The 25,960-nt window shown below is 65.7% G+C and carries 17 protein-coding genes; 7 read left to right on the top strand and 10 right to left on the bottom strand.

Annotation, left to right across the window (positions count from 1 at the left end; genetic code table 11):
- The first annotated feature begins 154 nt into the window (after positions 1 to 154).
- Positions 155 to 1,750, top strand: a complete 1,596-nt coding sequence (gene ahpF / locus ACQGNJ_RS14130) for an alkyl hydroperoxide reductase subunit F (RefSeq protein ID WP_426689881.1) — start codon at positions 155 to 157, stop codon at positions 1,748 to 1,750.
- 52 nt (positions 1,751 to 1,802) lie between these two features.
- Here the strand turns inward: ahpF and prpE are convergent, their stop codons facing one another.
- Positions 1,803 to 3,698, bottom strand: a complete 1,896-nt coding sequence (gene prpE / locus ACQGNJ_RS14125) for a propionate--CoA ligase (RefSeq protein WP_426689880.1) — start codon at positions 3,696 to 3,698, stop codon at positions 1,803 to 1,805.
- Between the two features lie 158 nt (positions 3,699 to 3,856).
- Here prpE and ACQGNJ_RS14120 point away from each other — a divergent pair, with 158 nt between their 5' ends.
- On the top strand, positions 3,857 to 4,885 hold the full coding sequence (locus ACQGNJ_RS14120; RefSeq protein WP_426689879.1) for a MerR family transcriptional regulator: 1,029 nt from the start codon (positions 3,857 to 3,859) through the stop codon (positions 4,883 to 4,885).
- Positions 4,886 to 4,951: 66 nt separating this feature from the next.
- Here ACQGNJ_RS14120 and ACQGNJ_RS14115 read toward each other — a convergent pair whose 3' ends face one another.
- Both ACQGNJ_RS14115 and ACQGNJ_RS14110 read right to left on the bottom strand, forming a co-directional pair.
- Positions 4,952 to 5,938, bottom strand: a complete 987-nt coding sequence (locus ACQGNJ_RS14115; RefSeq protein WP_426689878.1) for a malate dehydrogenase — start codon at positions 5,936 to 5,938, stop codon at positions 4,952 to 4,954.
- A 49-nt stretch (positions 5,939 to 5,987) separates the two neighbouring features.
- Positions 5,988 to 7,187 carry a pyridoxal phosphate-dependent aminotransferase gene (locus ACQGNJ_RS14110; RefSeq protein ID WP_426689877.1) on the bottom strand — a complete coding sequence of 400 codons (1,200 nt, stop codon included), beginning with the start codon at positions 7,185 to 7,187 and terminating at the stop codon, positions 5,988 to 5,990.
- Positions 7,188 to 7,348: 161 nt separating this feature from the next.
- Here ACQGNJ_RS14110 and ACQGNJ_RS14105 point away from each other — a divergent pair, with 161 nt between their 5' ends.
- Complete coding sequence (locus tag ACQGNJ_RS14105; protein ID WP_426689876.1) at positions 7,349 to 7,603, top strand: GlsB/YeaQ/YmgE family stress response membrane protein; 255 nt, start codon at positions 7,349 to 7,351, stop codon at positions 7,601 to 7,603.
- 40 nt (positions 7,604 to 7,643) lie between these two features.
- On the opposite strand, the gene ACQGNJ_RS14100 is transcribed toward ACQGNJ_RS14105, so the two are convergent.
- From ACQGNJ_RS14100 to ACQGNJ_RS14090, 3 genes are all read right to left on the bottom strand, one after another.
- Complete coding sequence (locus tag ACQGNJ_RS14100; protein ID WP_426689875.1) at positions 7,644 to 8,075, bottom strand: YidB family protein; 432 nt, start codon at positions 8,073 to 8,075, stop codon at positions 7,644 to 7,646.
- A 134-nt stretch (positions 8,076 to 8,209) separates the two neighbouring features.
- Positions 8,210 to 8,719: a peptidylprolyl isomerase gene (locus ACQGNJ_RS14095; RefSeq protein WP_426689874.1), complete on the bottom strand. Its 510-nt coding sequence runs from the start codon at positions 8,717 to 8,719 to the stop codon at positions 8,210 to 8,212.
- Positions 8,720 to 8,821: 102 nt separating this feature from the next.
- Entirely contained in the window at positions 8,822 to 10,615 is a 1,794-nt protein-coding gene (locus ACQGNJ_RS14090; protein WP_426690063.1) for a 3-hydroxybutyrate oligomer hydrolase family protein, read from the bottom strand.
- Positions 10,616 to 10,774: 159 nt separating this feature from the next.
- Between ACQGNJ_RS14090 and ACQGNJ_RS14085 the strand changes: the two genes are divergently transcribed.
- Positions 10,775 to 11,434, top strand: coding sequence for a response regulator (locus ACQGNJ_RS14085; RefSeq protein ID WP_426689873.1), 660 nt, complete (start codon positions 10,775 to 10,777; stop codon positions 11,432 to 11,434).
- Positions 11,435 to 11,489: 55 nt separating this feature from the next.
- Here the strand turns inward: ACQGNJ_RS14085 and ACQGNJ_RS14080 are convergent, their stop codons facing one another.
- The 3 genes from ACQGNJ_RS14080 to ACQGNJ_RS14070 all read right to left on the bottom strand — a co-directional run bounded on the left by ACQGNJ_RS14080 (position 11,490) and on the right by ACQGNJ_RS14070 (position 18,262).
- A complete protein-coding gene (locus ACQGNJ_RS14080) occupies positions 11,490 to 14,795 on the bottom strand; it encodes a hybrid sensor histidine kinase/response regulator (RefSeq protein WP_426689872.1) in 3,306 nt (1,101 codons plus the stop codon).
- Between the two features lie 22 nt (positions 14,796 to 14,817).
- Positions 14,818 to 15,855 (bottom strand): extracellular catalytic domain type 2 short-chain-length polyhydroxyalkanoate depolymerase, encoded by a 1,038-nt coding sequence (locus ACQGNJ_RS14075; protein ID WP_426689871.1) that lies wholly within the window; start codon positions 15,853 to 15,855, stop codon positions 14,818 to 14,820.
- 178 nt (positions 15,856 to 16,033) lie between these two features.
- A complete protein-coding gene (locus ACQGNJ_RS14070; RefSeq protein ID WP_426689870.1) occupies positions 16,034 to 18,262 on the bottom strand; it encodes a TonB-dependent receptor in 2,229 nt (742 codons plus the stop codon).
- Positions 18,263 to 18,433: 171 nt separating this feature from the next.
- Between ACQGNJ_RS14070 and ACQGNJ_RS14065 the strand changes: the two genes are divergently transcribed.
- Both ACQGNJ_RS14065 and typA read left to right on the top strand, forming a co-directional pair.
- Positions 18,434 to 19,831: a GntP family permease gene (locus ACQGNJ_RS14065; RefSeq protein ID WP_426689869.1), complete on the top strand. Its 1,398-nt coding sequence runs from the start codon at positions 18,434 to 18,436 to the stop codon at positions 19,829 to 19,831.
- A 174-nt stretch (positions 19,832 to 20,005) separates the two neighbouring features.
- A complete protein-coding gene (typA, locus tag ACQGNJ_RS14060) occupies positions 20,006 to 21,832 on the top strand; it encodes a translational GTPase TypA (protein ID WP_426689868.1) in 1,827 nt (608 codons plus the stop codon).
- 154 nt (positions 21,833 to 21,986) lie between these two features.
- On the opposite strand, the gene ACQGNJ_RS14055 is transcribed toward typA, so the two are convergent.
- The gene (locus ACQGNJ_RS14055; protein WP_426689867.1) at positions 21,987 to 22,925 is read right to left on the bottom strand and encodes a LysR family transcriptional regulator; all 939 of its coding nucleotides are present in this window, start codon (positions 22,923 to 22,925) and stop codon (positions 21,987 to 21,989) included.
- Positions 22,926 to 23,190: 265 nt separating this feature from the next.
- Between ACQGNJ_RS14055 and acnA the strand changes: the two genes are divergently transcribed.
- Complete coding sequence (gene acnA / locus ACQGNJ_RS14050) at positions 23,191 to 25,932, top strand: aconitate hydratase AcnA (protein ID WP_426689866.1); 2,742 nt, start codon at positions 23,191 to 23,193, stop codon at positions 25,930 to 25,932.
- Positions 25,933 to 25,960: the final 28 nt, after the last annotated feature.

Raw genomic sequence — 25,960 nt, 5'->3', positions numbered from 1 at the left:
AAGCGCCCGGTTGCTCCCCATCCGGATGCTTCTGTCAGCGGCTTGCGCCCCGGCAACGCTCTCCGCCTGCCGCCCTCCCCCTCCGGCGCAGGCTGCTGTCACAAGCTTCTTTTCCCTTCGCGATTCCCGCGCATCCATCACTGGAGTGGTAGCCATGCTCGACGAAAGCCTCAAGACCCAGCTGCAGGCCTATCTGGAAAAGCTGGTCCAGCCAATCGAATTGGTCGCCGCGCTCGATGATGGCGCCAAGTCGCGGGAACTGGACGAGCTGTTGCACCAGATCGCCGCGCTGTCCGACAAGATCAGCCTGCGCCGCGACGACAGCGAGCCGCGCAAGCCCTCGTTTGCGATCAATCGCATCGGCACCGACGTTGGCGTGCGCTTCGCCGGCCTGCCGATGGGCCACGAGTTCACCTCGCTGGTGCTGGCCCTGCTGCAAGTTGGCGGTCATCCGTCCAAGGCGGCCGCCGATACGATCGAGCAGGTTCGCCATCTTGATGGCGACTTCAAGTTCGAGACGTATTTCTCGCTGTCCTGCCAGAACTGCCCCGACGTGGTCCAGGCGCTCAACCTGATGAGCGTGCTCAACCCGCGCATCCAGCATGTGGCGATCGACGGCGCGCTGTACCAGGACGAAGTCGATGCGCGCCAGGTAATGTCGGTGCCTACCGTGTACTTGAACGGTGAGGTGTTCGACCAGGGCCGCATGAGCCTGGAACAGATCGTCGCCAAGCTCGACACCGGCGCCAGTGCGCGCGAGGCGGAGAAGATCAAGGCGAAAGCTGCGTTCGACGTGCTGATCGTCGGCGGCGGTCCGGCCGGCGCCGCGGCAGCCATCTATGCCGCGCGCAAGGGCATCCGCACCGGCGTCGCGGCCGAGCGCTTCGGTGGCCAGGTGCTGGACACCATGGGCATCGAGAACTTCATTTCGGTGACTTACACCGAAGGTCCCAAGCTCGCCGCCGCACTCGAACAGCACGTGCACGAGTACGACGTGGACGTGATGAACCTGCAGCATGCCGAGAAGCTGCTACCGGCCAGCGAGGCTACCGGCGGCCTGGTCGAAGTCCAGCTGGCCAACGGCGCCACGCTGAAATCGAAGACGGTGATCCTCTCCACTGGCGCCCGCTGGCGGCAGATGGGGGTGCCCGGCGAGAACGAATACCGCAACAAGGGCGTGGCCTATTGCCCGCATTGCGATGGCCCGCTGTTCAAGGGCAAGCGCGTGGCGGTGATCGGCGGCGGCAATTCCGGCGTCGAGGCGGCGATCGACCTGGCCGGCATCGTGGCCCACCTCACCCTGATCGAATTCGACAGCAAGCTGCGCGCCGATGAAGTCCTGCAGCGCAAGCTGCGCAGCCTGCCCAACGTCGACATTGTCGTCAGCGCGCTGAGCACCGAGGTACTGGGCGATGGCCAGCGGGTCAGCGCCCTGGTCTACCGTGATCGCAACAGCGAGCAGATGCACACGCTGCAGCTGGAAGGCATCTTCGTGCAGATCGGCCTGCTGCCGAATACCGAGTGGCTGAAGGGCACGCTGGAACTGTCGCCGCGCGGCGAGATCGTGATCGACGATCGCGGCCAGACCTCGCTGCCCGGCGTTTTCGCCGCCGGCGACGCCACCACGGTGCCGTACAAGCAGATCGTGATCGCGATGGGCGCCGGTTCAACGGCCGCGCTGAGCGCCTTCGATCATCTGATCCGCAGCCCCGTCGTCACCACGAAGACCGAAGAAGCCGTCGCCGCCTGATCCATGCAGGCCGCCTGCAGGACCGCACTTCGGTGCGCTCCTGCACAGCCCGTCAACCGTCCTGATCCGGCCCGCGCTCCAGCGCCAGGCGGATGTCGTCCAGCGCCGCCGGATCATCCAGCGTGGACAAGTCGCCCGGGTCGCGCTGCTCCGCCAAGGCCTGCAACGAACGGCGCAGCAACTTGCCGGAACGGGTCTTGGGCAAGGCATGGACCACGTACACCCGCGCGGGCTTCGCCACACCGCCGAGCTGCTCGACCACGCGCTGCTGCATCTGCTGCGCCAGCGCCGTAGTGCCGGCCCCGGCATCCTGCCTGAGCGTGGCAAACACGATCGGCACCTGCCCCTTCAACTCGTCATTGACCCCGATCACGGCCGCCTCGGCCACCGCCGGATGGCTGACCACGGCCTCCTCGATCTCGCGCGTGCCCAACCGATGCCCGGCCACGTTGATCACGTCGTCGGTGCGGCCAAGCACATAGGTGTAGCCATCGTCGTCACGCACGGCCCAGTCGAGCGAGCTGTACAGCAGTTCGCGAAAATGGCTGAAGTAGCTGTGAACATAGCGGTCGTCATCGCGCCAGATGGTGCTGAGGCAGCCCGGTGGCAGTGGCGGCTGCAGCACCAGCACGCCCTTGGTGCCGTTGGGCACTTCCTTGCCGGTGTTTTCATCGATCACTTTCATCCGGTAGCCGGGTGCCGGCAGGCCGGGTGAACCGAATTTCACCGGCTTCAGATCCAGCCCCGGCATCAGGGTGATCGCGGGCCAGCCGGTTTCGGTCTGCCAGTAGTTGTCGATCACCGGCACGCCGAGCGCAACGGTGATCCATTGTGCGGTCGGCTCGTCGAGTGGTTCACCGGCCAGGAACAGCCACTTCAGTTTCGACAGGTCGTACTTCTTCAGCCAGCTCTCGTCCTGCTTCTTCAGCACGCGGATCGCCGTAGGGGAGGAGAACATCGTGCGCACGCCGTAGCGCTCGCACAACGCCCACCAGATGCCCGCGTCAGGACGCGTCGGCAGGCCCTCGTACAACAACGTGGTGGCGCCGCCGATCAACGGACCGTAGACGTTGTAGGAATGCCCCACCGCCCAGCCCACGTCGGAGGTGGAGAACATCACCTGTCCCGGCGCGATATCGAAGATGGTGCGAATCGACAACGCCATCGCCACCGCGTAACCACCCACGTCACGCTGCACGCCCTTCGGCCTGCCGGTGGTACCGGAGGTGTAGAGCAGGTAACTCGGCTCGTTCGATTCCAGCCAGGTCACCGCCACCTCGGCGCCTTCATGGGTGCAGCGAAGTTCGGCGTAATCCAGGTCGCGCCAAGCCACCCGGGTCATCTGCAGATCGAGTCCGCGGTTGATCAGCAGTACATGGGATGGCGGCGCCGAAGCTTCATTCAATGCAGCATCAACCAGCGGCTTGTACGCAACCACCTTGCCGCCGCGCATGCCGGCATCGGCGGCGATCAGCAGCTTCGGCTGCGCGTCATCAATACGCAGTGCCAGGTTATGCGCGGAAAAACCACCGAATACCACCGAATGGATCGCCCCGATGCGCGCGCAGGCCAGCATCGCGAACACTGCCTCGGCCATGTTCGGCAGATAGATCACCACCCGGTCGCCCTTGCCCACGTCCAGCGATTGCAGCACCGCGGCGAATACGTTTACCTCGCGATGCAAGTGGCGATAAGTGAACTCCCGGGTGACCCCGGTCTCGCTTGAAATCGCCACCAGCGCCAGTTGCTCGCCACGCTCGGCCAGGTGTCGGTCCACCGCGTTGTAGCAGAGGTTGGTGGTACCGCCGACGAACCAGCGCCGGAACGGCGGGTTCGACTGATCCAGAATCTGCAACGGTGGCGTGTCCCAGTGGATCCGTCGTGCCTGCTCGGCCCAGAACAGCTCCGGCTCGTCGATCGATTGGCGGTAGAACTCCTCGTAGCGCATGGCCAGCTCCCGGGTCTCGTTGCAGCCAGCCTAGAGCAGCCCGCGCGCCGCATCATCGCGACAATGGTCGTAGTTGAAAGGCAGCTTCCGCTGCGCTTGACCCTCACGTAACGTGAGGCCCCAGTGTGCGCTTCGCATACCGAAGAAGGAGGCAAGCCATGTTGTTGACCGTGGGCGAACTCGCCAGGCGCTGCGGACTCACCGTCCGCACGCTGCATCATTACGACAGCATCGGCCTGCTCACCCCTTCGGTACGCTCCGCTGCCGGCTATCGACACTACGACCGGGCGAACATCGAACGCCTGCACCGTATCCAGGCCCTGCGTCAGCTGGGCCTGTCGCTGGCCGACATCGGCAAAGCCCTGTCCGGACCGCTGCGGCCGCTGGTCGAAGTGGTCGACCAGCAGATGGCACAGATCGATCGCGAGCTTGCCGAAGGTACCCGCCTGCGTGAGCGGCTGGCACATTTGCGCAAGCAACTGCTGGACGGACAGTCCCCCGACCTGGCCGACTGGCTGGACACGCTGGAGCTGATGACGATGTACGAGAAATACTTTTCGCCCGACGAACTGAAGACCTTGCCACTGCACACGGACCCGAACGTGTTGACCGACTGGAGTGCCCTGGTCGGCGCCGTACAGTCGGCAATGGATCGCGGCACGACGGCGGATGACGCCGAAGCGCACGGGCTCGCGCAGCGCTGGATGACGATGGTCGAACGCGGCACCGGCAACAACCCGGCGCTCCTGATGCGCCTGCACGCGATGAACGAGAGTGAACCTGGCCTGCGCGAGCGCAGCGGGATTACCCGCGAGCTGCAGCAATTCGTGGAGCAGGCCACGGTTGCGGGTCGACTGGCGATCTTCGAGCGCTATCTCGAACCGCCCGAAATGCATCGGATGCGCGCCTACTACGGCAAGCAGATGCATGCGTGGCCGGCACTGATCGCCGAGCTGCGTCAGGCCGTCGCTGAAAACATCCCGCCCGATAACCCGCACGCACAGCAGCTGGCCACACGCTGGATGGAGCTGTTCCGCACGTATGCCGGCGACGATCCGGTGACGCATGCGCGGATCCGCGAAGCGTATGCGCAGGAGCCGGAGCTGCGCAGCGGCAGCGCGGTGGACGATACGTTGCTGGGCTATGTTCGGCAGGCCATCGACAGCATGAAGCATCCATCGCACTGATCGAGGCCCTGCCCACAAAAGAAGGGCGACCATCAGGTCGCCCTTCTTCATGCCGTGCAGGCCGGCTTAGTTCTTCGCGAACAGATGCTCGACGCCGGCGCGCTCCTCGCGCAGTTCCTTGTCGGTGGCATCCATGCGGGCGCGCGAGAAGTCGCTGACCGGCAGGTCCTGCACGATCGTGTACTTGCCGTCCTTCACCGTCACCGGGTAACCGTAGATCACGCCCGGCGCGATGCCGTAGGAACCGTCCGACGGGATGCCCATCGAAACCCAGTCGCCCTCGGCGGTGCCCAGCGCCCACGTGCGCATGTGGTCGATCGCGGCCGAAGCGGCCGAAGCGGCGGAAGAAGCGCCGCGCGCCTTGATGATCGCCGCGCCGCGCTGCTGCACGGTGGGGATGAAGTCGCTCTCGTACCAGGCCTGGTCGATCAGGCTCAGCGCCGGCTTGCCGTCGACGGTGGTCTGCGACAGGTCCGGGTACTGGGTCGAGCTGTGGTTGCCCCAGATCGTCATCTTCCTGACGTCGGTGTTGTGCTTGCCGGTCTTTTCAGCCAGCTGCGCCTTGGCGCGGTTGTGGTCCAGACGGACCATCGCGGTGAAGCACGTCGGGTCCAGGTCCGGCGCGTTCTGCTGGGCGATCAGCGCATTGGTGTTGGCCGGGTTGCCGACCACCAGCACCTTGACGTCACGCCTGGCGTGGTCGTTCAGCGCCTTGCCCTGCGGGCCGAAGATCGCGCCGTTGGCTTCCAGCAGGTCCTTGCGCTCCATGCCCGGGCCACGCGGACGGGCGCCGACCAGCAGCGCGTAGTCGACATCCTTGAAGGCGACGTTCGCGTCGTCGGTGGCGACCACGCCAGCCAGGGTCGGGAACGCGCAATCGTTCAACTCCATCACCACGCCCTGCAGCGACGGCAGCGCCGGGGTGATTTCCAGCAGGTGCAGGATCACCGGCTGATCCGGACCCAGCATGTCGCCGGCGGCGATGCGGAACAGCAAGGCATAACCGATCTGGCCGGCTGCGCCGGTCACGGCAACTCGAACGGGGGCTTTCATCGTGGCAACTCCTTCGGGGGAATGTTCAGTACGTTGTGTTTGTGCAGGCTCACGTCAGCTCGGCAAAGAACTCGGCGACGCGGGCAAGACCCGGCGCCAGCTGCGCTTCGGGGCAGGTGTAGGAGATGCGCAGCGCGCGCGGTTCGCCAAACGCCGAACCCGGTACGCACGCCACTCCCTTGGCTTCGAGCAGCGCAGCACAGAAGTCGACATCGTTTTCGATCACGTGGCCGTCGTGGCTCTTGCCGAACGCCACCGAAATATCCGGAAACGCGTAGAACGCGCCCTGCGGCCGCGGACAGACCACGCCCGGAATCGCACCGAGCGCGGCAAACACGGTGTCTCGGCGCGCGGCGAACTCGCGACACTTCTGCAGCGGCACGTCCTGCGGACCGGACAAGGCCGCCACCGCCGCCGCGGTGATCACCTCGGGCAAGCTGGTGATGTGGTTGGAGTTGAGCGTGGAGATCGCCTTGGCCACCACTTCCGGACCGGCCAGCAGGCCGACGCGCCAGCCCGGCATGCCATAGGTCTTGGACACCGAGTCGACGAAGATCACCCGCTCGCGCAGCTCGGGCCTGGCGAACACGAAATTGTGATAGCCCAGACCATCGAACACCATCGAGTTGTAGATGTCGTCGGTGATCACCCAGGTGTCGGGATGCTTCAGCAGCACCTCGGCCAACGCGGCGATTTCCTCGCCGGTGTAGACCATGCCAGTCGGGTTGGACGGATTGTTGAACAGGAACACCTTGGGCTTGCGCGCCAGTGCGGCGTCGAGCTGGTCCGGGGTGAGCTTGTAGTTCTGCTCCGGCCCGCAATGCATCACGTTGATCCGCGCGCCCATGATGTCGGCGATGTCGCGGTAGGTGGTCCAGTACGGCGCGGCGAAGCAGATCTCGTCACCATCGTTCAGCAGTGCCTCGGCCAGGTTGTACAAGACCTGCTTGGCGCCGATGCCGATCGACACGTTGGCGCGCGTGTAGCCGCTGAAACCCAGCGCCTCGATATGCTGCAGGAAGGCGTCCTGCAGCGACTCGGCGCCGCGGTTGCTGCCGTACTGGCCGCTATCGTGCGACAGCGACTCGCGGGCCGCGACATACACATGCTCGCCTGGCAGGAAGTTCGGAACACCGATCGAAAAGCTGATGATGTCGCGGCCGGCAGCCTTGAGCTGCTTTGCCTTTTCGGCAATCACCATGATCGCGCTGGGTTTGGCGCGGCCGACACGCTGGGCGAGCTGGGGCATGGATATCTCACGCACGGGGGAGGAAGCAAAGGCCGCCATTTTATCACGCAGCGGCATGCCGGCGCTGACCAACCGCCGGGTACACAGTCATGACCCGATCCGGGCATGATGGACTGGTCCGCACGAAGTGCGGGCCGAGCTCACCAGCAAAGGAGATCCACATGCACTGGCTTTGGGTATTTCTGATCGGACTGCTTGTCGGCCTGGTGGCCAAGTTGCTGATGCCGGGCAAGGACCCGGGCGGCTTCATCATCACCGCGATCATCGGCATCGCCGGTTCGCTGCTGGCGACCTGGGCCGGCCAGAGCGTGTTCGGCTGGTATCAGGAAGGGCAATCCGCCGGCTTCATCGCCTCGGTGATCGGCGCGATCGTGCTGTTGCTGCTCTACCACCTGGTCAGGCGCAAGTCGGCCTGACCGGTCTCCCGGTGGAGCCCTGCTCCACCGGGGAAGTTCTTCAGCCGAGCAACTTGCCGGCCAGACCTTCCAGCATGCCCAGGGTGAAACCGCTGCCCTGACCCTGCGCCGGCACCTGACCATCCGGCGTCATGTGGTCGACCGCATGCGGCAAAACCTGCGACAGGCCGCCCAGCACAACACTGGGATCAACACCCAATTTGCCTGCGGCTTCCTGCACCAGATTACCCAGTCCGCCGCCCTGCAGGGCCTGACCCAACTGGTCACCCGACACCGGCTGGTTCGTTCCGGCGCCTACCCAGGACTGCACGGCACCACCCAGCCCATGCTGCTGCAGCATGTTGACCAGCCCCTGCACGCCACCGGCCTTCTCAATCAACTGGCCGGCAACGACGATCAGTGAGCTGGTACCCGCCTGCACTGCCCCGGCCTGCTGCCCCTGGCCTCCCAGCAAATCATTGAGAAATGACATCGCCCTCTCCTTGAGTAAATGCACATGCTGCCGACGGATCATAGGCTGGGGCAGCGGCAGCTGTCATGACTGCCACACACAAAAAAGCCGCCGGCTGACCACCGGCGGCTTCCTCTCATCTGGCAGGCCTGGACTCAACCGCGCTGGTCGAGCACCGCATTCCATTCCTTGACGCGATCGGACTGCGCGGCCAGCAAGGCATCGACGTCGCCTTCCACGGTGACCTTCTCGATCGTGTCGCCCTGCTGGATCGTGTTGACCACGTCCATGTCGGCCGCATCAAGCACTTCGCCGAACACGCTGTGCTTGCCGTCCAGCCACGGCGTGGGGCCATGGGTGATGAAGAACTGGCTGCCATTGGTGCGCGGACCGGCATTGGCCATCGACAGCACGCCCGGCTTGTCGTGACGGAGCGAGGCATTGAACTCGTCCTCGAACTTGTAGCCCGGGCCGCCACGACCGCTGCCCTCGGGGCAACCGCCCTGGATCATGAAGTCGGCGATCACGCGATGGAACGACAAGCCGTCGTAGTAGCCGCGTCTGGCCAGGTTGACGAAGTTGGCGACCGTGACCGGCGCCTTGTCTTCATGCAGGCGCAGGTGGATCGGGCCACGATTGGTGGTGAAGGTGACGTTGATGGTCATGGAGATCCTTGAGGTTCGAAAGCTGCTCTGCGCCTCGACACGGGCGCAGGGCCGTCAAGAATAACCCAGCATCGCGGCAAAGGCTCAGGCTGCCGGCCGGGGCTACGGCAGCCCCAGCGTCCGGCGGGTCAAGGCAACCGTACCCCGCGGCTGCGCGTCCGGCGTCGGCGGATTCACCGGCCACGCCTCGGCTTCATACAGATGGGCCCACAACCGGTCCAGCGCGGCATACCCATAAGGCAACAACGGCACGTGCTGCTCGCCGAAACCCGGCAGGGCGAGGAACGCATCGAAATGCTGCGCGTGTGGCACCTTCCAGTAGATCGGCCGACGCCCCTCATCGCGCAACCATTCCACATACGGCTCGGAACTGAACGCGGTGGGCAGCAGGCCGTCGCTGGCGCCATGCAGTATCCACAGCGGCAGGTCCCGGCGCGGCAAGCGGGCCGCCGTCGCGGCCACGGAGGCGTGCAGGGCCTGGGCCTCGTGGTCGTCGCCGGTCCACAACGCACGCAGGCATTCATTGCCTGACAAGGTGGGATCAGTCGACACGCTGACGCCGCCAAACAAGCCGATGCCATTGCCCGGCGGAATGCCCGAGCCATCCGCCCACCAGGCTGCCCGCGTGACCGGATCAGCCAGGCCGGGCGCACCGCCGGCGCCGATCGCTGCATAGTGGAAACCGCAGGGCATCACGCCGACGCTGCGCCGCAAATACGAAGATGCGTAGCCGGCGGCAATCACGCGCCACAGGTCGAAGGCGGTGGTGCTGGCCGCCGTGCTCATCGCCTCGTCGGTCCAGCCCCGCGCATGCAGATAGTCCCGCGCCTGGGCGGACTGTTGCGCCAGCGTGTTGCCACTGAGCTTGCCCTGCGCGCGCAGGCTGGCGCAGCGAATCGGCCATGCCGGCAACGCGGTGCCGCGCGGGCCACGGGCCAATGGCACGCCGGCGAACGCTTCCACGCTCAGCGCGCAGGGCAACCAGATCGCCGCCTCGGTGACGTAGTCGTACAACGCGCGGCCGCGCTCCTTCACGTGCACGTTTGGCTCCAGCGCCACCACGCCGGCGAAAAAGCCGTCGTGGTCGAGCCCCGCTGCCTGCAGCACCGCGCCACCGCCGTTGGAAATGCCGGTAGCGATGATCCTGGTGTTCTGCGCCGTGAACGGCGCCTCGGCCGGATAGGCACGGTCCAGCATGGCCAATCCGAACTGCGCCGCCTGGAGCACATGTTGTCCCCATTCGGCCTCGGGATTGTCACCGGAGTGCATGTGCTTGATCGCGATGCCTACCGCAGGCGGCGCCGGCTGCGGCTGGAATTCCAGGATCGCCTCGCCGCGCCTGGCGCGACGCCCATCCAGTGCGACACCGCTGTTGTCGGCGTAGTCGTAATAGCCGGTGCCGGCACCCTTGTCGGTATAGGCCACCGCGCAACCATGCGGCAGGCCCCACGCGCCCGCCAGTGCGATCGCGCCATAGACGCCGCGCGAACCGGACGAGGCGGTCACCACCAGGCAGCGTTTCTGTCGATCGAAGTGATCAGGCAACTGCAGCAACACGCGATGCGGCGAACGCGCGCCGGGAATGCGCACAAACGCCTGATATTCACGCCCCGGCACGTCGGGCACAGCGCCATAAACCGTGCCGTAACCACCCAGCGGGCCCAGGTCGGCGATGCCTTTCCAACTGGCCTGGATCGCGCGCCGACGCAGTTCCTCCGCGCCCGGATCGAGCGGGTTGGCGAACGGCACCGGGGCACCGGCCAGACCGGCGAGTCCCAGACCGGCGCTCAACAGATCATCGTGACCGCGATGTTCGGTCACCCGCACTTCTCCGTAATCGACCTCTGGCATGGCAGATTCCTTCCCCGTCGCATGGCTGGCACAAGCGGACAGCATGACCGAAGCGGGCACGAAGCAGAACAGCAGCAAGGCACGGGCGGAATTCTTCATCCACCCACCATAGCAAGCGTTCGCGCGGCCACCATCGTACGAAAGTCCAGTGCGCCCACGACGCCGAACTCGACGCAGGCGTTGCAGCCGGCTAACTTCCATGGCATGACCCGCTTGCTGATTGCCGACGACCATCCCCTGTTCCGTGCCGCGCTGCGGCTGGCCGCTGGCGACAGCCTGCCCGGCTGCGAGATCAACGAAGCGGCCGATCTCGCCGAAGTTTTCCACCTGCTGCAAGCCACGCCGGATACCGACCTGATCCTGCTCGACCTGCACATGCCCGGCAGCCAGGGCCTGTCCGGCCTCGCCGCCTTGCGCGGCCAGCACCCGGGCGTGGCAGTATTGGTGATCTCCGCCCACGACGAACCGCGCATCGTGCGCCGCGTGCTCGATCACGGCGCGGCAGGTTTCATCCCCAAGAGCACCAGCCCCGCCGAGATCGGCAAGGCCATCCGCAGCGTGCTCGACTGTGGCAACTGGCTGCCGCCCGCACTGGCCGACGCCGTCGCCGCGCTGCCGGCGGATCCGACCGACACCCATCTGGCCAGCCGGCTCGCCCGCCTCACCGAGCAGCAATACCGCGTACTGGCCCTGCTCGCCGAAGGCCTGCTCAACAAGCAGATCGCCGACCGGCTGGGCATCCAGGAGCGCACGGTGAAGGCGCATGCCACAGCGATTTTCGAGAAGCTGGGCGTGCGCAACCGGACCCAGGCAGGGATGATCTTGCGCACGCTGGACCTGGGCGAACCGGCACGCATGGCTTGAGACAGGCCGGACAGGCTCTCGCCGCAAGCTGCGAACCATTGTCCCCATCCGCGGCTCAGGCACTGGCTCCGATCAGCACGCGCTGCAATACCTGTCGCAACGCCAGCGGCTTGAGCGGCTTGTACAACACGCCGATGCCCGCGTCCTGCAGTCGCTGGCGCAGCTCGCTGTCGCGATCGGCGGTCAGCATGACGGTGGGTACCTCGGCGTGCAGCGCACTCAATCGATGCCACACATCAAGACCGGTCTGCCCGCCATCAAGGTGGAAATCGAGGATGTGCAGATCAGGCCGCCACGGCGCGGCCAATGCCTGCACGTCGTTGCCTGCGGCATGCACCTGCCAGCCCCAACTGCGCAGCAGACTGCTGAGCGCCGCCAGTGCCGCCGGTTCGTTGTCCAGTAAGAGCGCGCGTCCCGCCGCCAGCGATTGGGGGGCCGCCGATACGATCGGCAAACGCAAGACCGTCGGCGCGCCCGGCACGAGCAGGTGGAACACGCTGCCGCGACCTGGCCAGGAGCGCAGCCCGAGCGGATGACCGAGCAAGCCGGCCATGCGCTGCGCGATCGACAAGCCCAGGCCCAACCCCTGCCCGCCCGCCGTGCTGCCACGATGGAACTCCTGGAAGATCAGCTGCTGTTCTTCGGGGGCAATGCCCGGACCGCTGTCCCACACCTCCACCCGCAGCTGGCCAGCCTGTCGGCGCGCGCCGAGCAGCACGCGGCCGTGGCCGGCATACCGCACGGCATTGGACAGAAAGTTCTGCAGCACGCGGCGCAGCAACTGCGGATCGGAATGCACCCAGGCGCGGGTGCCAACCACGTCCAACTGCACGCCACGGTCCCGCGCAATGGCACCGAACTCGGCGGCCAGCGGATCGAGCACCTCGGCCAGGGGAAACGCGCGTGGCTGCGGATGCAGGCGGCCGCCTTCCAGTCTCGCCACGTCGAGCAGGCCGGTCAGCAGGCCTTCGGTTGCCGCCAGCGCACCGTTGAGGTGCTGCGCCGTGTCTGCGTCGCCACCCCGTTCGGTCAGTGAATGCGCAAACAGCTGCGCCGCGTGCAGCGGCTGCATCAGGTCATGGGTGACCGCGGCGAGGAAACGGCTCTTCGCCTCGTTCGCCGCCTGCGCGTCGGCCGACGCCGCCGCCAGTTCGCAGGTGCGCTCCTCCACCCGCAGCTCCAGCGTCTCGTTGACCCGCTTCAGCGACGACTCGGCCTGACGGAACGCGGTGACGTCGGTGAAGGTGGCGACGAAGCCGCCGCCGGGCATCGGATTGCCGCGAATCTCCACCATCGTGCCATCGGGAAAACGCCGCTCGGAAAGATGCCGGGTACCGGCGCGCATGTGCGCGAGGCGGCGCTGCACGCGGGCCTCCACTTCACCGGCGCCAAGCATGCCGGCATCGATGTTGTGGCGGGTCAGCTCGGCGACCGGGCGGCCGACCTGCAGCAGCTCGGCGGGGTAGTTGAACAAGCGCGCATAGGGCGTGTTCCACGCGACCAGTCGCAGCTCGGCATCGACCACGCAGATGCCCTGGCTCATGTTCTCCAGCGCCGCCTCAAGCACGCGCTGGTTGAAGCGCAAGTCCTGCGCGGCCTCATCCACGATGGCGACCACCGTGTCGAGGTCATCGCGCCCCTGCCGATGCACCACTTCCAGCAGCAGGCGCGCCGACGCCGCGCCGATCACCGCCGCCAGCTCGTGCTCGACCTGTGCCACCTGGACACGGCCAGCCAGACCGGTGGCCGGCGTGCTGCCAAACAAATGGGCGACCCGCTCGGCCGGCAGGAAGCGCGCAGCCAGCGCCCGCAATTCGACCTGGCCGACATCGCCCACGCTCGCCGCTCGCGGCGCCTGTCCGTAGCGCGAACCGGCCACCAGCAGCATCACCGCGATATTCACCAGCAGGCTGGTCACCACCGCCCGGCCGAGCCGGTTCCAGTTGCCCAGTCCGAGCAGGCCATCCGGCGCCAGCCAGTACCAACCGAACGGGCCGTCGTGCAGCCAGCCATGCGGCGACGGCAACAGCGTGGGCGATACCGCATAGACCCAGACCACGGTGCCGGTGGCCAGCCCGGCGATCACCGCGCGGGATCCCAACTGCGGACGATAGACCGCGGCCAGCAGTGCCGGTGCCAATCCGGCCAGCGCCGAGAACGAGATCGCGCCGATGTCGGCCAGCGCCTCGTTGCGTGCCAGCACACGGCTGTATGCCCAGGCCAGCAGGATCACCACCAGGATCGCCACGCGCCGGTAAGTGAGCAGCTCGCCGCGCAGGTCGCCATGTTCGTCGCGGCCCCAGCCCGAACGCACGCGCAGCGGGGCAATGAAATGGTTGACCACCATCAGGCTCAACGTCAGCGTGGCGATCACCACCATGCTGGTCGCCGCGCTCAGGCCGCCGAGGAAGGCAACCAAGGCCAGCCCGTGTTCGCCGCGCGCCAGCGGCAAGGCCAGCACATACATGTCCGAGGACACGCCGCTCGGCCCCAGCCAGGCATCGCCCAGCCGCGCCAGCGGCAGGATCGGCAACGAGATCAGCAACAGGTACAGCGGAAACAGCCAGCGCGCGGTGCGCAATTGTCCGTCATCACGGCACTCGACGATGCCAGCGTAGAACTGGTGCGGCATGGTGAACATCGCCAGCGCGCCGAGCAGGATCAGCGCCGGGAAGCCGCCGCTGTCCGGCGCTGCCGGCACGTTGATCGGCAGGCCTGCAGGCAAGGTGGCGAACAGCAACGTGCCCAGCGCCAGCATCGCGCCGAGCTTGAACAGCGACTCGAATGCCATCGCCAGCACGAGCCCGCGGTTGTGCGCCATGGTCGACGCGCGCCGCGTGCCGAACAGCATCGCGAACAGCGCCATCAGCAGCGCCACGTACAAGGCGCTGTCCTGCCAGGGCTCGGACTCGGCCAGTTGCCCCTGGCTGAGGATGCCGTAACTCATCGCCACCGCCTTCAGCTGCAGCGCGATGTACGGCACGATCCCGATCACCACCACGGCGGTGACCAGCGCCGCCAGTCCCGAATGCCGACCCAGCCGCACCGCGATCAGGTCGGCCAGCGAACCGGCGTTGTACTCGCGTACCAGTTGCACCATCCGGCCGAGGAATTTCAGCGCGAACAGATAGACCAGGATGGCGCCGACAAACGTCGGCGGCAGCCACCAGCCAGACCGGCTGGCCTGGGTGACGGTGCCGTAGAACGTCCACGAGGTGCAGTGGATCGCCAGCGACAGCGCATAGACGATCGCCCAGCGCTTCTCGAAAAGCTGCGGGCGGCGCTCGCCCAGCAGGGCCACTGCGAACAACAAACCGAGCCAGCACAGCGCGGCGAAGGCGATGACGCCAGCGCTCAGCATGATCGGCTTCGCACGCCGTCGATCAGTGCGTGGGCGGCAAGCCCAACGCGCGAACCGCGTTCACCAGCCAGCGCAACTGCACGCCTTGGCGGCTGTCGTAGTTGGCTCCGGAATATCCCCACCAGTCCCAGCATGCTTGCGGATTCAAGGGCGCGAAACTCGCGCGTGTCTGTGGATATAGCACGGCCACATCGTACACGTCGGCCCAGCGGTTGAAGCCGGCATCCTTGACGAACGACTCGCCTACGGCCTCGGCGTTCTGCTTGCAGCCATGGAACGCGACCACCACGCCGCACGGTTTGCCGGCGAGGCAGGTCGGTGGCAGGTAGACGTAGCCGGTCTTGGCCATGAAGGCATCGACTCCGTCAGGGCGCAGCGCGTCCTGGTCGAACCTGCGCAGTTCGCCGCGCGCTGCGGTCGCCGCATGCGCCGGCTTGCCGAACATCTGCGTGAAAATCTCGCCCGCCGCATCGAAACCGCAGTGGCCGAGATACGGCGCGACCGATTTGTCGCAGTCGTCGCCAGCGGCAATCACCGGCAGGTTGTGCGCGAACGCACGCTGGCCATCGTCATGCACCTGCATGCCCTGCAGCCCCGACGCGCCATCGCGCAGTTGCTCGTAGAAATGTGCACCGGCCTCCGCCACCGCCGGCGCCACGAGTGCGTCGGCGCCGCCGTGCAACAGGTAGACATGTGCATGCGCGAGATCCTTCAGCGCACCGATGTCGCCCGCGGCGGAACGCTTTTCGGCGCTCGCCACCAGCGCGGCGACATCCGGTGCGGGCACGCCCTTCATGCAGCTGCCGAGCGCAACGTCCAGCTTGCCGCCAGCACAACCGAACGGGCCACCAGCCACCAGTGCCGCATTCGGAAACAGCTCCGGATACGCCAGCTGCGCCTGGCTGGCCATGTACGCACCGGAGGACAAGCCGACCACCGCCACGCGCGCGCGGTCGATCTTCAGTCCGGGCAGCGGTGCACCGGCATCCTTCGCGGTGGCCAAGCCGACGCCGGCTGCCAGCACCGCGCAGAGAACTCGCCGGATCCATTTATCGCTCATGTGACCTGCTCCTGAGATGGCTCGGGCTCTGACAGGGGCGGCTGCACGTCGTGCCGACAGCAGGCCTGCAACGATGCTGGAACCGTTGACTGAATGCGGGCCGCCGGCTCGACAGAAGGTGCGCGACAATGCTGCGCTGGCAGCCCCTGCCTCTCCCACGGCTACGCGAACAGCCTGATCAGAACGTATAACGCGCGCTGAGGGTAACCATTCGCGGGGCGCCATAGAACCCGGTAAAGATGCCCAGCGAACCGATGTTGTAGCCGGTGGTGCGGTACGACTTGTTGGCCAGGTTGGTGCCCTGCAGGCTCAGCGTCCACGGCTGGCTGATCTGCCAGATCACGCCCGCATTCCACAGGCCATAGGCCGGTTGCGCGATCAGTGGCGACAGCGTGGTCTCCGGATACACCAGGCTCTGGTAGGTGTAGTTGATGCGCGCGGTCAGGCTGCCGCCGTCGGCCAGCGCGTGGCTGTGTTCCAGCGACAGCCCGCCCGACCATTTCGGCGCATTGGTGAATTTCTGCTGGTCGGCGACGTTGACGCCCTTGGTCATGAACTGGGTGTACTTGGTATGCAGGTACGCGAAGTTGCCACTGAAGGTCCATTCCTCGGTGGGCTTCCAGGCGAACTCCTCTTCCAGGCCGTCGATGTGCCCCTTGCCCGCATTGGTGAAGTCGCCGAAGAAGCCCTGGCTGCCGTTCGGCAAGGTGTACGAGCTGAACACGGACAGCTGGATGTTCGAGTACACATTGTGGAACGCCGCGGTGTTCATCATCAGGCGGTCGTCGAGGAAGGTCATCTTGCTGCCCAGCTCGAACGATTGCACTTTCTCGTCGTCGATCGGGCGGCACGAATCCGGCACGGCGACGCAGTTGGCGCGGATGTTGTAGCCGCCCGAATGGAAGCCCTCGCTGTAACTGGCGTAGAGCTTGATCTGCTGGCTGGCGCTCCAGTCGAGCGAGACTTTCGGCGAGACGTTGTTGGTGGCGTGCGATCCGCTGAAGTTGGCGACCGTGGAGACCCTCGTGCTGAAGGTTGCATTGGAGAAACCGAAGTTCTGGATCAGCGCGGTCTTGGTCTCGTGCGTGTAGCGCAGGCCGACGTCCAGGCTCCAGGCCGGGCTGAGGTCCCAGGTGAAATCGCCGTAGCCGGCGTAACTCTTGGTACCCATGCGCCCGCCGGTGCTGCCGTACTGCGACAGGCCCAGCGTGCTGTACGGCGGCGAGCCGAGGAAGATGTTGTGGATCTGTCCGGTGGCTGAACCGTCGAAGTAATACAGGCCGGCGACGCCGTGCACGCTGCCGCCTGCATCGTAGTTGGCCTGCAGTTCCTGGCTGAACTGGTGGTCCTTGTAGATCGCGCTGACGTCGGCGATCTTTTCGGGCAGCGTGTCGAAGTCGATATTGGTCAGGGTCGACGATCCACGCAGCGCGGTGACCGATTTGAACGACCAGTCCTGACTGGCGATCCAGTTCAGGGTCAGCGCCGTGCCATAGAGCTTGGTGTGGTTGACCTGGGCCATGCCGCCGCGGGTGTCGAAGTCGCTCGACAGTGGCGCGTAGGCCGGATCGAGCTTGTTGGCGATCAGCATCTTGGCGCCGCGCGGATTGGAGTTGTCGCGCACGCCATCGACCGACAGTTGTGCGTTGAAGCTGCTGGTCGGGAAGAAGCCGAGCGTGGCTCGTGCCGCGTTCGTGTTCTTGTTGCCGTTGCGGCTGCCGCTGAGCTGGTTCTTGCCGAAGCCGTCGTTGTGCTGGCTGGCCACCGCTGCCCGCGCGCGCCAGACCTGGTCGGCGCTGGCGCCGCCGAGGCTTGCCTTGACGTCCTTCTCGCCGTGCGTGCCGACCGTCACGTCGACCGAGCCTTCGCTCTTCACTGGCAGCGGATTGGAGACATACTTGATCGCGCCGCCGATCGTGTTCTTGCCGTACAGCGTGCCTTGCGGCCCGCGCAGCACTTCGATCCGGCTGACATCGAACACGTCGAGTACCGCGCCTTGTGGACGCGCCAGATACACATCGTCGAGGTAGATGCCCACGCCCGGATCGAAGCCCCAGGTCGGGTCGGCCTGGCCGACGCCGCGGATGTAGGCGGTGAGCGTGGTGTTGGAGCCGCGCGCGGCATAGATCTGCAGCGACGGCACCTTGCCCTGCAGGTCGGCAAGGTTCTGCACATTCTGCTTGAACAGCGAGGCGGCGGTGAATGCGCTGACCGCGATCGGAACATCCTGCAGGGTTTCCTCGCGCTTGCGGGCCGTCACCGTCACCTGCTCCAGCTGCTTGGCGTTGACCGGCTTGCCGGCGCCGGTGTCCACGTCGCCCGCAGCCTGTTGCTGCGCACTGAGCGGCGCGACAAAGAACAGACCAAACGTGAGACCCATCGCCAGACTGAGATGCGTGCGCTTCATGACCTTCCCCTCGCAGGTGACGCAGCCATCGGTGATGGATGCTGATGCAGGCGAGCATAGGCAGGACGGCTACCCCGGGCACTTGTACCTTCGTACAGTGCCCGCTCCGGCCCAAGCTGGGGATACTCGCAGTCCATCGTATGGGCGCAGAGCGTCCGGGAGCCTCGCGGAATGGCATTTCTCATCGTGTTGGCCGCGCTTTGCTTCCTGATGTTCGCGGCCTATCGCGGCTACAGCGTCATCCTGTTCGCGCCGATCGCTGCACTCGGCGCCGTGCTGCTGACCGATCCGTCACTGGTCGCACCGATGTTCACCGGCCTGTTCATGGACCGGATGGTCGGCTTCCTCAAGTTGTACTTCCCGGTGTTCATGCTGGGCGCGGTGTTCGGCAAGCTGATCGAACTGTCCGGCTTCTCCAAATCCATTGTGGCCGCGACGATCGGTCTGGTCGGTCGCGGGCGGGCGATCCTGTCGATTGTGCTGGTGTGCGCGCTGCTGACCTACGGCGGCGTGTCGCTGTTCGTGGTGGTTTTCGCGGTGTATCCGTTTGCCGCCGAACTGTTCCGCCAGTCGGACATCCCCAAACGGTTGATCCCGGGCACCATCGCACTGGGCGCCTTTACCTTCACCATGGATTCGCTGCCGGGCACGCCGCAGATCCAGAACATCATCCCCACCGCGTTCTTCGGCACCAACACCTGGGCTGCACCGTGGCTGGGCACGATCGGCGGCGTGTTCATCCTGATCGTCGGTTTGAGCTACCTGGACTGGCGCCGGCGCCAGGCCGCCGCGGCCGGCGAAGGCTATGGCGACAACCTGGTCAACGAGCCGGCCCCGTTCGACGGCGGCAAGCTGGCGCATCCGCTGGTCGCGCTGCTGCCGCTGGTGCTGGTCGGCGCATGCAACAAATTGTTCACTGGTCTGATCCCGCGGTTCTACGGCGAGACCCAATCGTTCCTGCCCAGCGTGGTCGGCCAGGCCGAGCCAGTGGTGCAGGAAGTATCCAAGGTGACTGCGATCTGGGCGGTCGAAGGCGCCTTGCTGGTCGGCATTCTCTGCGTGCTGGTGTTTGCCGGGCGCGTGGTGAACTCACGGCTTGCCGCGGCCAGCCAGGCGGCGGTGGCCGGCGCCCTGCTGGCCTCGATGAACACCGCCTCCGAATACGGTTTCGGCGCCGTGATCGCCGCCTTGCCCGGCTTCAAACTGGTTGCCGATGCGCTGCACTCGATCCCCAATCCGCTGGTCAACGAGGCGGTCACCGTCACCGCGCTGGCCGGCATCACCGGCTCGGCGTCCGGCGGCATGAGCATCGCGCTGGGGGCGATGGCCGAAACCTTCATCGCCAACGCGAATGCCGCCGGCATCCCGATGGAGGTGCTGCACCGGGTCGCCGCGATGGCGTCCGGCGGCATGGACACCCTGCCGCACAACGGCGCAGTGATCACCTTGCTGGCGGTGACCGGGCTGAGCCATCGGCAGGCCTACAAGGACATATTCGCGATCACCGTGATCAAGACCCTGGCGGTGCTGGTGGTGATCGCCACCTACTACCTGACTGGCGTAGTCTGAGCGCCTGCTCCAGGCTTCCTGGTGCGGTACCTGCCGGGCGGACACGACCCGGATGCCCAGGCCAGGTGAACGAATGATAGAAATGACGGGCAAGTTGTCACACAACTCCGTATAATCGGTCAATTCGTCCTTCAAAAACCTGCGTGACGGCCCTGCGCCGCCCGAGTCGATCCCATGTCTATTGAAAACCTGCGCAACATCGCCATCGTCGCCCACGTCGATCACGGCAAGACCACCCTCGTCGATTGCCTGCTCAAGCAGTCCGGCACCCTGGCCGAGCGAACGGTGCTGGCCGAACGCGTGATGGACTCGAACGATCAGGAAAAGGAGCGTGGCATCACGATCCTGGCCAAGAACACGGCGATCACCTGGAAGGGCAACCGCATCAACATCGTCGACACGCCGGGACATGCGGACTTCGGCGGCGAGGTCGAGCGCGTGCTGTCGATGGTCGACTCGGTGCTGATCCTGGTCGACGCGATGGACGGCCCGATGCCGCAGACCCGCTTCGTGACGCAGAAGGCCTTCGCGATGGGCTTCAAGCCGATCGTGGTGATCAACAAGGTCGACCGCCCCGGTTCGCGCCCTGAGTGGGTCGTCGAGCAGGTGTGGGATCTGTTCGACCGCCTCGGCGCCACGCCGGAGCAGATGGACTTCCCGATCGTCTACGCTTCGGCCCTGAACGGCTACGCAGGCCTGGATGAGAACGTGCGCGAAGGCGACATGACCCCGCTGTACGAAGCGATCATGCAGCACGTGAGCAAGCCGGACGTGGATCCGGATGGCCCGTTCCAGATGCGCATCAGCCAGCTCGACTACAACAACTTTGTCGGCGTGATCGGCATCGGCCGTATCCAGCGCGGCATCCTGAAGAAGGGCATGCCGGTCGCCGTGATCGATCGCCACGGCAAGAAGCGCCAGGGCAAGGTGATGCAGGTGCTGGGCTTCCTCGGTCTGGAGCGGATCGAGCAGGAAACCGCCGAGGCGGGCGACATCGTCGCGATCTCGGGCATCGCCGACCTGACCATCTCCGACACCGTCTGCGCGCTGGATACGCCCGAGGCGTTGCCGGCGCTGACCGTGGACGAGCCGACCATCTCGATGACCTTCCAGGTCAACAACTCGCCGTTCGCCGGCAACAAGGATCTTTCCGGCGGCAAGTTCCTGACCAGCCGCCAGCTGCGTGAGCGTCTGGATCGCGAGCAGGTGCACAACGTGGCGCTGAAGGTCGAGGAGGGTTCCGACGCCGACAAGTTCCTGGTCTCCGGCCGCGGCGAGCTGCATCTGTCGGTGCTGATCGAGAACATGCGCCGCGAAGGCTACGAGCTGGCCGTGTCGCGCCCGGAGGTCATCATCAAGGAAATCGACGGCCAGAAGATGGAGCCGATCGAGCAGTTGGTGGTCGACGTGGAGGAAGTCCACCAGGGTGCCGTGATGGAACGGCTCGGCGTGCGCAAGGGCCAGCTGAAGAACATGGAGTCCGACGGCAAGGGACGCGTGCGTCTGGATTACGAGATCCCGGCGCGTGGCCTGATCGGCTTCCAGAACCAGTTCAAGACCCTGACCCAGGGTTCGGGCCTGCTGTTCCACGTGTTCGACCACTACGGTCCGAAGGAAGACGGCCAGATCGCCAAGCGCCTCAATGGCGTGATGATCGCCAACGCCGGTGGCACCACCCCCGCCTACTCGCTGGGGCCGCTGCAGGATCGCGGCAAGCTGTTCGCCGCCGAGGGCGACAACGTGTATGAAGGCCAGCTGGTCGGCATCCACGCCAAGGACAACGACCTCACCGTCAACGTGATCAAGCCCAAGCCGCTGACCAACATGCGCGCCTCCGGCAAGGACGATGCGATCCAGCTGACCCCGGCGATCAAGTTCACCCTGGAACAGGCACTGGACTTCATCGACGACGACGAGCTGGTCGAGGTTACCCCGAAGGAAATCCGCCTGCGCAAGAAGCACCTCACCGAGAACGACCGCAAGCGCGCTTCGCGCAGCTGAGTCTTCGCTTCAGGTGATTGAACAGAAGGCCGCCGCGAGGCGGCCTTCTGTCTGTCGAGCCTGCGATGATCCACCCGGAAAACTGCAGGAGCGCATCTTGTGCGCGATGCTTTCCGTCACGTTGCGAGAAGAGCATCGCGCACAAGATGCGCTCCTACACGGCTTTGGCACCCCTGACCCGCAGCCCCGGCCTCTGCCGTGCCAGCTTGCGCAACAGCTCGGCGAACGCATGCAGGTCCTCGTGCCACGGCGACGCGTCGCGCCAGTACAGTGCTATGTCACGGCCCGAAGCCGGCCCCTTCAATTTCGCCAGTGCGATATTCGGCATCGAGGCCAGTCGCTCATGCGCCAGAGCCGGCACCAGCGCATAGCCGCCGCGCAGACTGACCAGCGCCGCCAGGCTTTCCAGACTCACATCCTGGACGTGGCCGTGCTCGCTGCCCTCGCACTGCAGCCCGTCAGCATGGCTTTCGGCCATCAGCGTGGCCTCGGCCGGATCGAGCTGATCCATCGCGATGTCGTGCTGCCCGGCCAGTGGATGATCCGCGCGCAGCATCAACTCCCACGGCTCGAAGAACAACGGACGTGTGGCAATGCCACTGAGCACGGCTGTCGGTGGCGCCAGTACCGCATCGAGCTCGCCCTCGCTCAACCGCCGCAGCAAGCCCCGCGGCTTGCCCTCGGAAATGCCCAGCCGCGCACCGGGAAAATGCTGCGGGAACGGCGCGATCAGATGCGGCAGCAGGTATGGACCCAACGAGGCGGGCACACCCAGGCGCAGCTCGCCGCCAAACGCTACCGCGCCGGCCCGGGCCACTTGCTGCAAATGTTCGGCCGCAGCCAGTACGGCGTCGATCTGCTGCAGCAATCGCTGGCCGCCCGCCGTGGGCACGATCTTCCGACCACCGCGCTCGAACAACGGCGCACCCAGCGCCTGCTCGACTTTCTGCACCTGATGCGACAAGCCCGACGGACTGATGTGCATGGCCCGCGCCGCACTGTTGAAACTGCCATGGCGATGCACCGCCTGCACCAGCGCGAAGTCGCGCAGCGAGACGGCCGCCAGGCCCATCGAAATCATCGAATGCTGCATGTCATCAAAGGCGTTTGCGTGCGGTGGTCATCGAGGCCATCCTGTGCGGCGTAGTCGGCCGTGAGCCGTTCGCGCAGTGTACCCGTCGTCGTCGCCCGCAGGCGCGCGCCGGGTCCAGGCAGCCCCGATCTGGCGACCATTCCGTTCGCGGACTTTCGGGGTTTGCGCGATAATTGCGTTTTTACCGGACTGGTGGACCCCGCACGCCGTCCGGCGTCTTCGTCCAGTCGTCCCAGCCGCAGGATTCAGCCAGGAGCTCGTCCCCATGAAAGACACCTTTTCCGCACGCGACACCCTCGAGGTCAATGGCAAGCAATACGCCTTTGCCAGCCTGGCCAAGCTGGGCCAGCGCTTCGACCTGAAGCGGCTGCCGTTCTCGATGAAGATCCTGCTGGAAAACCTGCTGCGCCACGAAGATGGCGTGGACGTGACTTCGAAGGAAATCGAAGCGGTCGCCAACTGGGACGCGAAGAAGGAACCGGATACCGAAATCTCCTTCATGCCGGCACGCGTGCTGCTGCAGGACTTCACCGGCGTGCCGTGCGTGGTCGACCTGGCCGCGATGCGCGACGCGATGAAGGCACTGGGCGGTGACCCGACCCTGATCAACCCGCTGTCGCCGGCCGAACTGGTCATCGACCACTCGGTGCAGGTCGACGTGTTCGGCAGCGAAGACGCGCTGGAAAAGAACGTCGCGATCGAATTCGAGCGCAACCAGGCGCGCTACAGCTTCCTGCGCTGGGGCCAGAAAGCGCTGGCCGACTTCAAGGTGGTGCCGCCGCGTACCGGCATCGTGCACCAGGTGAATCTGGAGCATCTGGCCCGCGTGGTGATGGCCAACGAAGTGGACGGCCAGCAGTGGGCCTACCCGGATACCGTGTTCGGTACCGACTCGCACACCACCATGGTCAACGGCCTGGGCGTGTTGGGCTGGGGCGTGGGCGGCATCGAAGCCGAAGCCGCGATGCTGGGCCAGCCGTCGTCCATGCTGATTCCGCAGGTGGTCGGCTTCAAGCTGATCGGCCGACTGCCGGAAGGCGCTACTGCCACCGACCTGGTGCTGACCGTGACGCAGATGCTGCGCAAGCAGGGCGTGGTTGGCAAGTTCGTTGAATTCTTCGGCCCGGGCCTGCAGCATCTGGCGCTGGCTGACCGTGCCACCATCGGCAACATGGCGCCGGAATATGGTGCCACCTGCGGCATCTTCCCGGTCGACGCCGAGTCGCTGAAGTACCTGCGCCTGTCCGGCCGCAGCGACGACCAGGTCGCGCTGGTCGAAGCGTATGCCAAGGCCCAGGGCCTGTGGCACGACGAGAACAGCGCGCACGCCGAGTTCACCACCACGCTGGAACTGGACCTGGCCGAGGTCAAGCCATCGATGGCCGGCCCGAAGCGCCCGCAGGATCGCGTGCTGCTGACCGACGTCAAGCAGAACTACAACGACAATCTTGGTGCCACCACCAGCAAGCGCAACGGTGCCGAAGCGCGCTTCGCCAATGAAGGCGGCGACACTGCGGTGGGTCACGACCAGAGCCAGAATGCACCGGGCCAGCATGTGTCGATGAACGGCCAGGATTTCCGCGTCGGTGACGGCTCGGTGGTCATCGCCGCGATCACCTCATGCACCAACACCTCCAACCCCGCGGTGATGCTGGCCGCCGGCCTGGTCGCCAAGAAGGCGGCCGCGCGCGGCCTGAAGGCCAAGCCGTGGGTAAAGACCTCGCTGGCACCGGGCTCCAAGGTCGTCACCGACTATCTGGAAAAGACCGGCCTGCTGACCGAGCTGGAGAAAACCGGCTTCTATCTGGTCGGCTACGGCTGCACCACCTGCATCGGCAACTCCGGTCCGTTGCCGCAGGAGATCAGCCAGGCGATCAGCGCCGGCGACCTCAGCGTGGGCGCGGTGATTTCCGGCAACCGCAACTTCGAAGGTCGGGTGCACGCCGAAGTGAAGATGAACTACCTGGCCTCGCCGCCGCTGGTGGTCGCTTATGCCCTCGCCGGCTCGCTCGACATCGACCTCACCACCGAGCCGCTGGGCCAGGGTGCGGACGGCAAGGACGTGTTCCTCAAGGACGTCTGGCCGAGCAATCAGGAGATCAGCGACCTGATGGCCAGCGCGGTCACCTCGGACATGTTCAGGAAGAACTACGCCGACGTGTTCAAGGGCGATGAGCGCTGGAACGCGATCGCCTCGCCGGACGGTGCGCTGTACGCGTGGGACGAAGCCTCGACCTACATCAAGAACCCGCCCTACTTCGACGGCATGACGATGGATGTCGGCACCGTCGAAGACATCCACGCCGCACGCTGCCTGGGCCTGTTCGGCGACTCGATCACCACCGACCACATCTCGCCGGCCGGTTCGATCAAGAAGGATTCGCCGGCCGGTCGTTTCCTGATTTCGCGCGGCGTGCAGCCGGTCGACTTCAACTCCTACGGCTCCCGTCGCGGCAACGACGACGTGATGGTGCGCGGTACCTTCGCCAACATCCGCATCAAGAACCAGATGCTGGATGGCGTGGAGGGCGGCTTCACCCGCCACGTCCCCAGCGGCGAACAGCTGGCAATCTACGACGCAGCGATCAAGTACAAGGAAGCGGGCACTCCGCTGGTAGTCATCGCCGGCAAGGAATACGGCACCGGCTCCTCGCGTGACTGGGCAGCCAAGGGCACCTTGCTGCTGGGCGTCAAGGCGGTGATCACCGAGAGCTTCGAGCGCATCCACCGCTCCAACCTGGTCGGCATGGGCGTGCTGCCGTGCACCTTCAAGGATGGCGAGAATGCGAAATCGCTCGGCCTGACCGGCAACGAAACCTTCGACATCACCGGCCTCGACGGCGGCAATTCGAAGGAGGCCACCGTCACCGCCACCGCCGCCGATGGCAGCAAGAAGCAGTTCACCGTGCACGTGATGCTGCTCACTCCGAAGGAACGCGAGTTCTTCCGTCACGGCGGCATCCTGCAATACGTGTTGCGTCAGCTGGCCGGCAAGAAGGCTGCCTGAGTTTCAGCGTAACCTGAAGTAGAAAAAC

The organism is Rhodanobacter ginsengiterrae, assembly GCF_050026815.1.
GTDB classification, from domain to species: Bacteria; Pseudomonadota; Gammaproteobacteria; order Xanthomonadales; family Rhodanobacteraceae; genus Rhodanobacter; species Rhodanobacter ginsengiterrae.
Note: the sequence above shows the minus strand (reverse complement) of the source record. Positions and strands in the feature narration are given on the sequence as shown.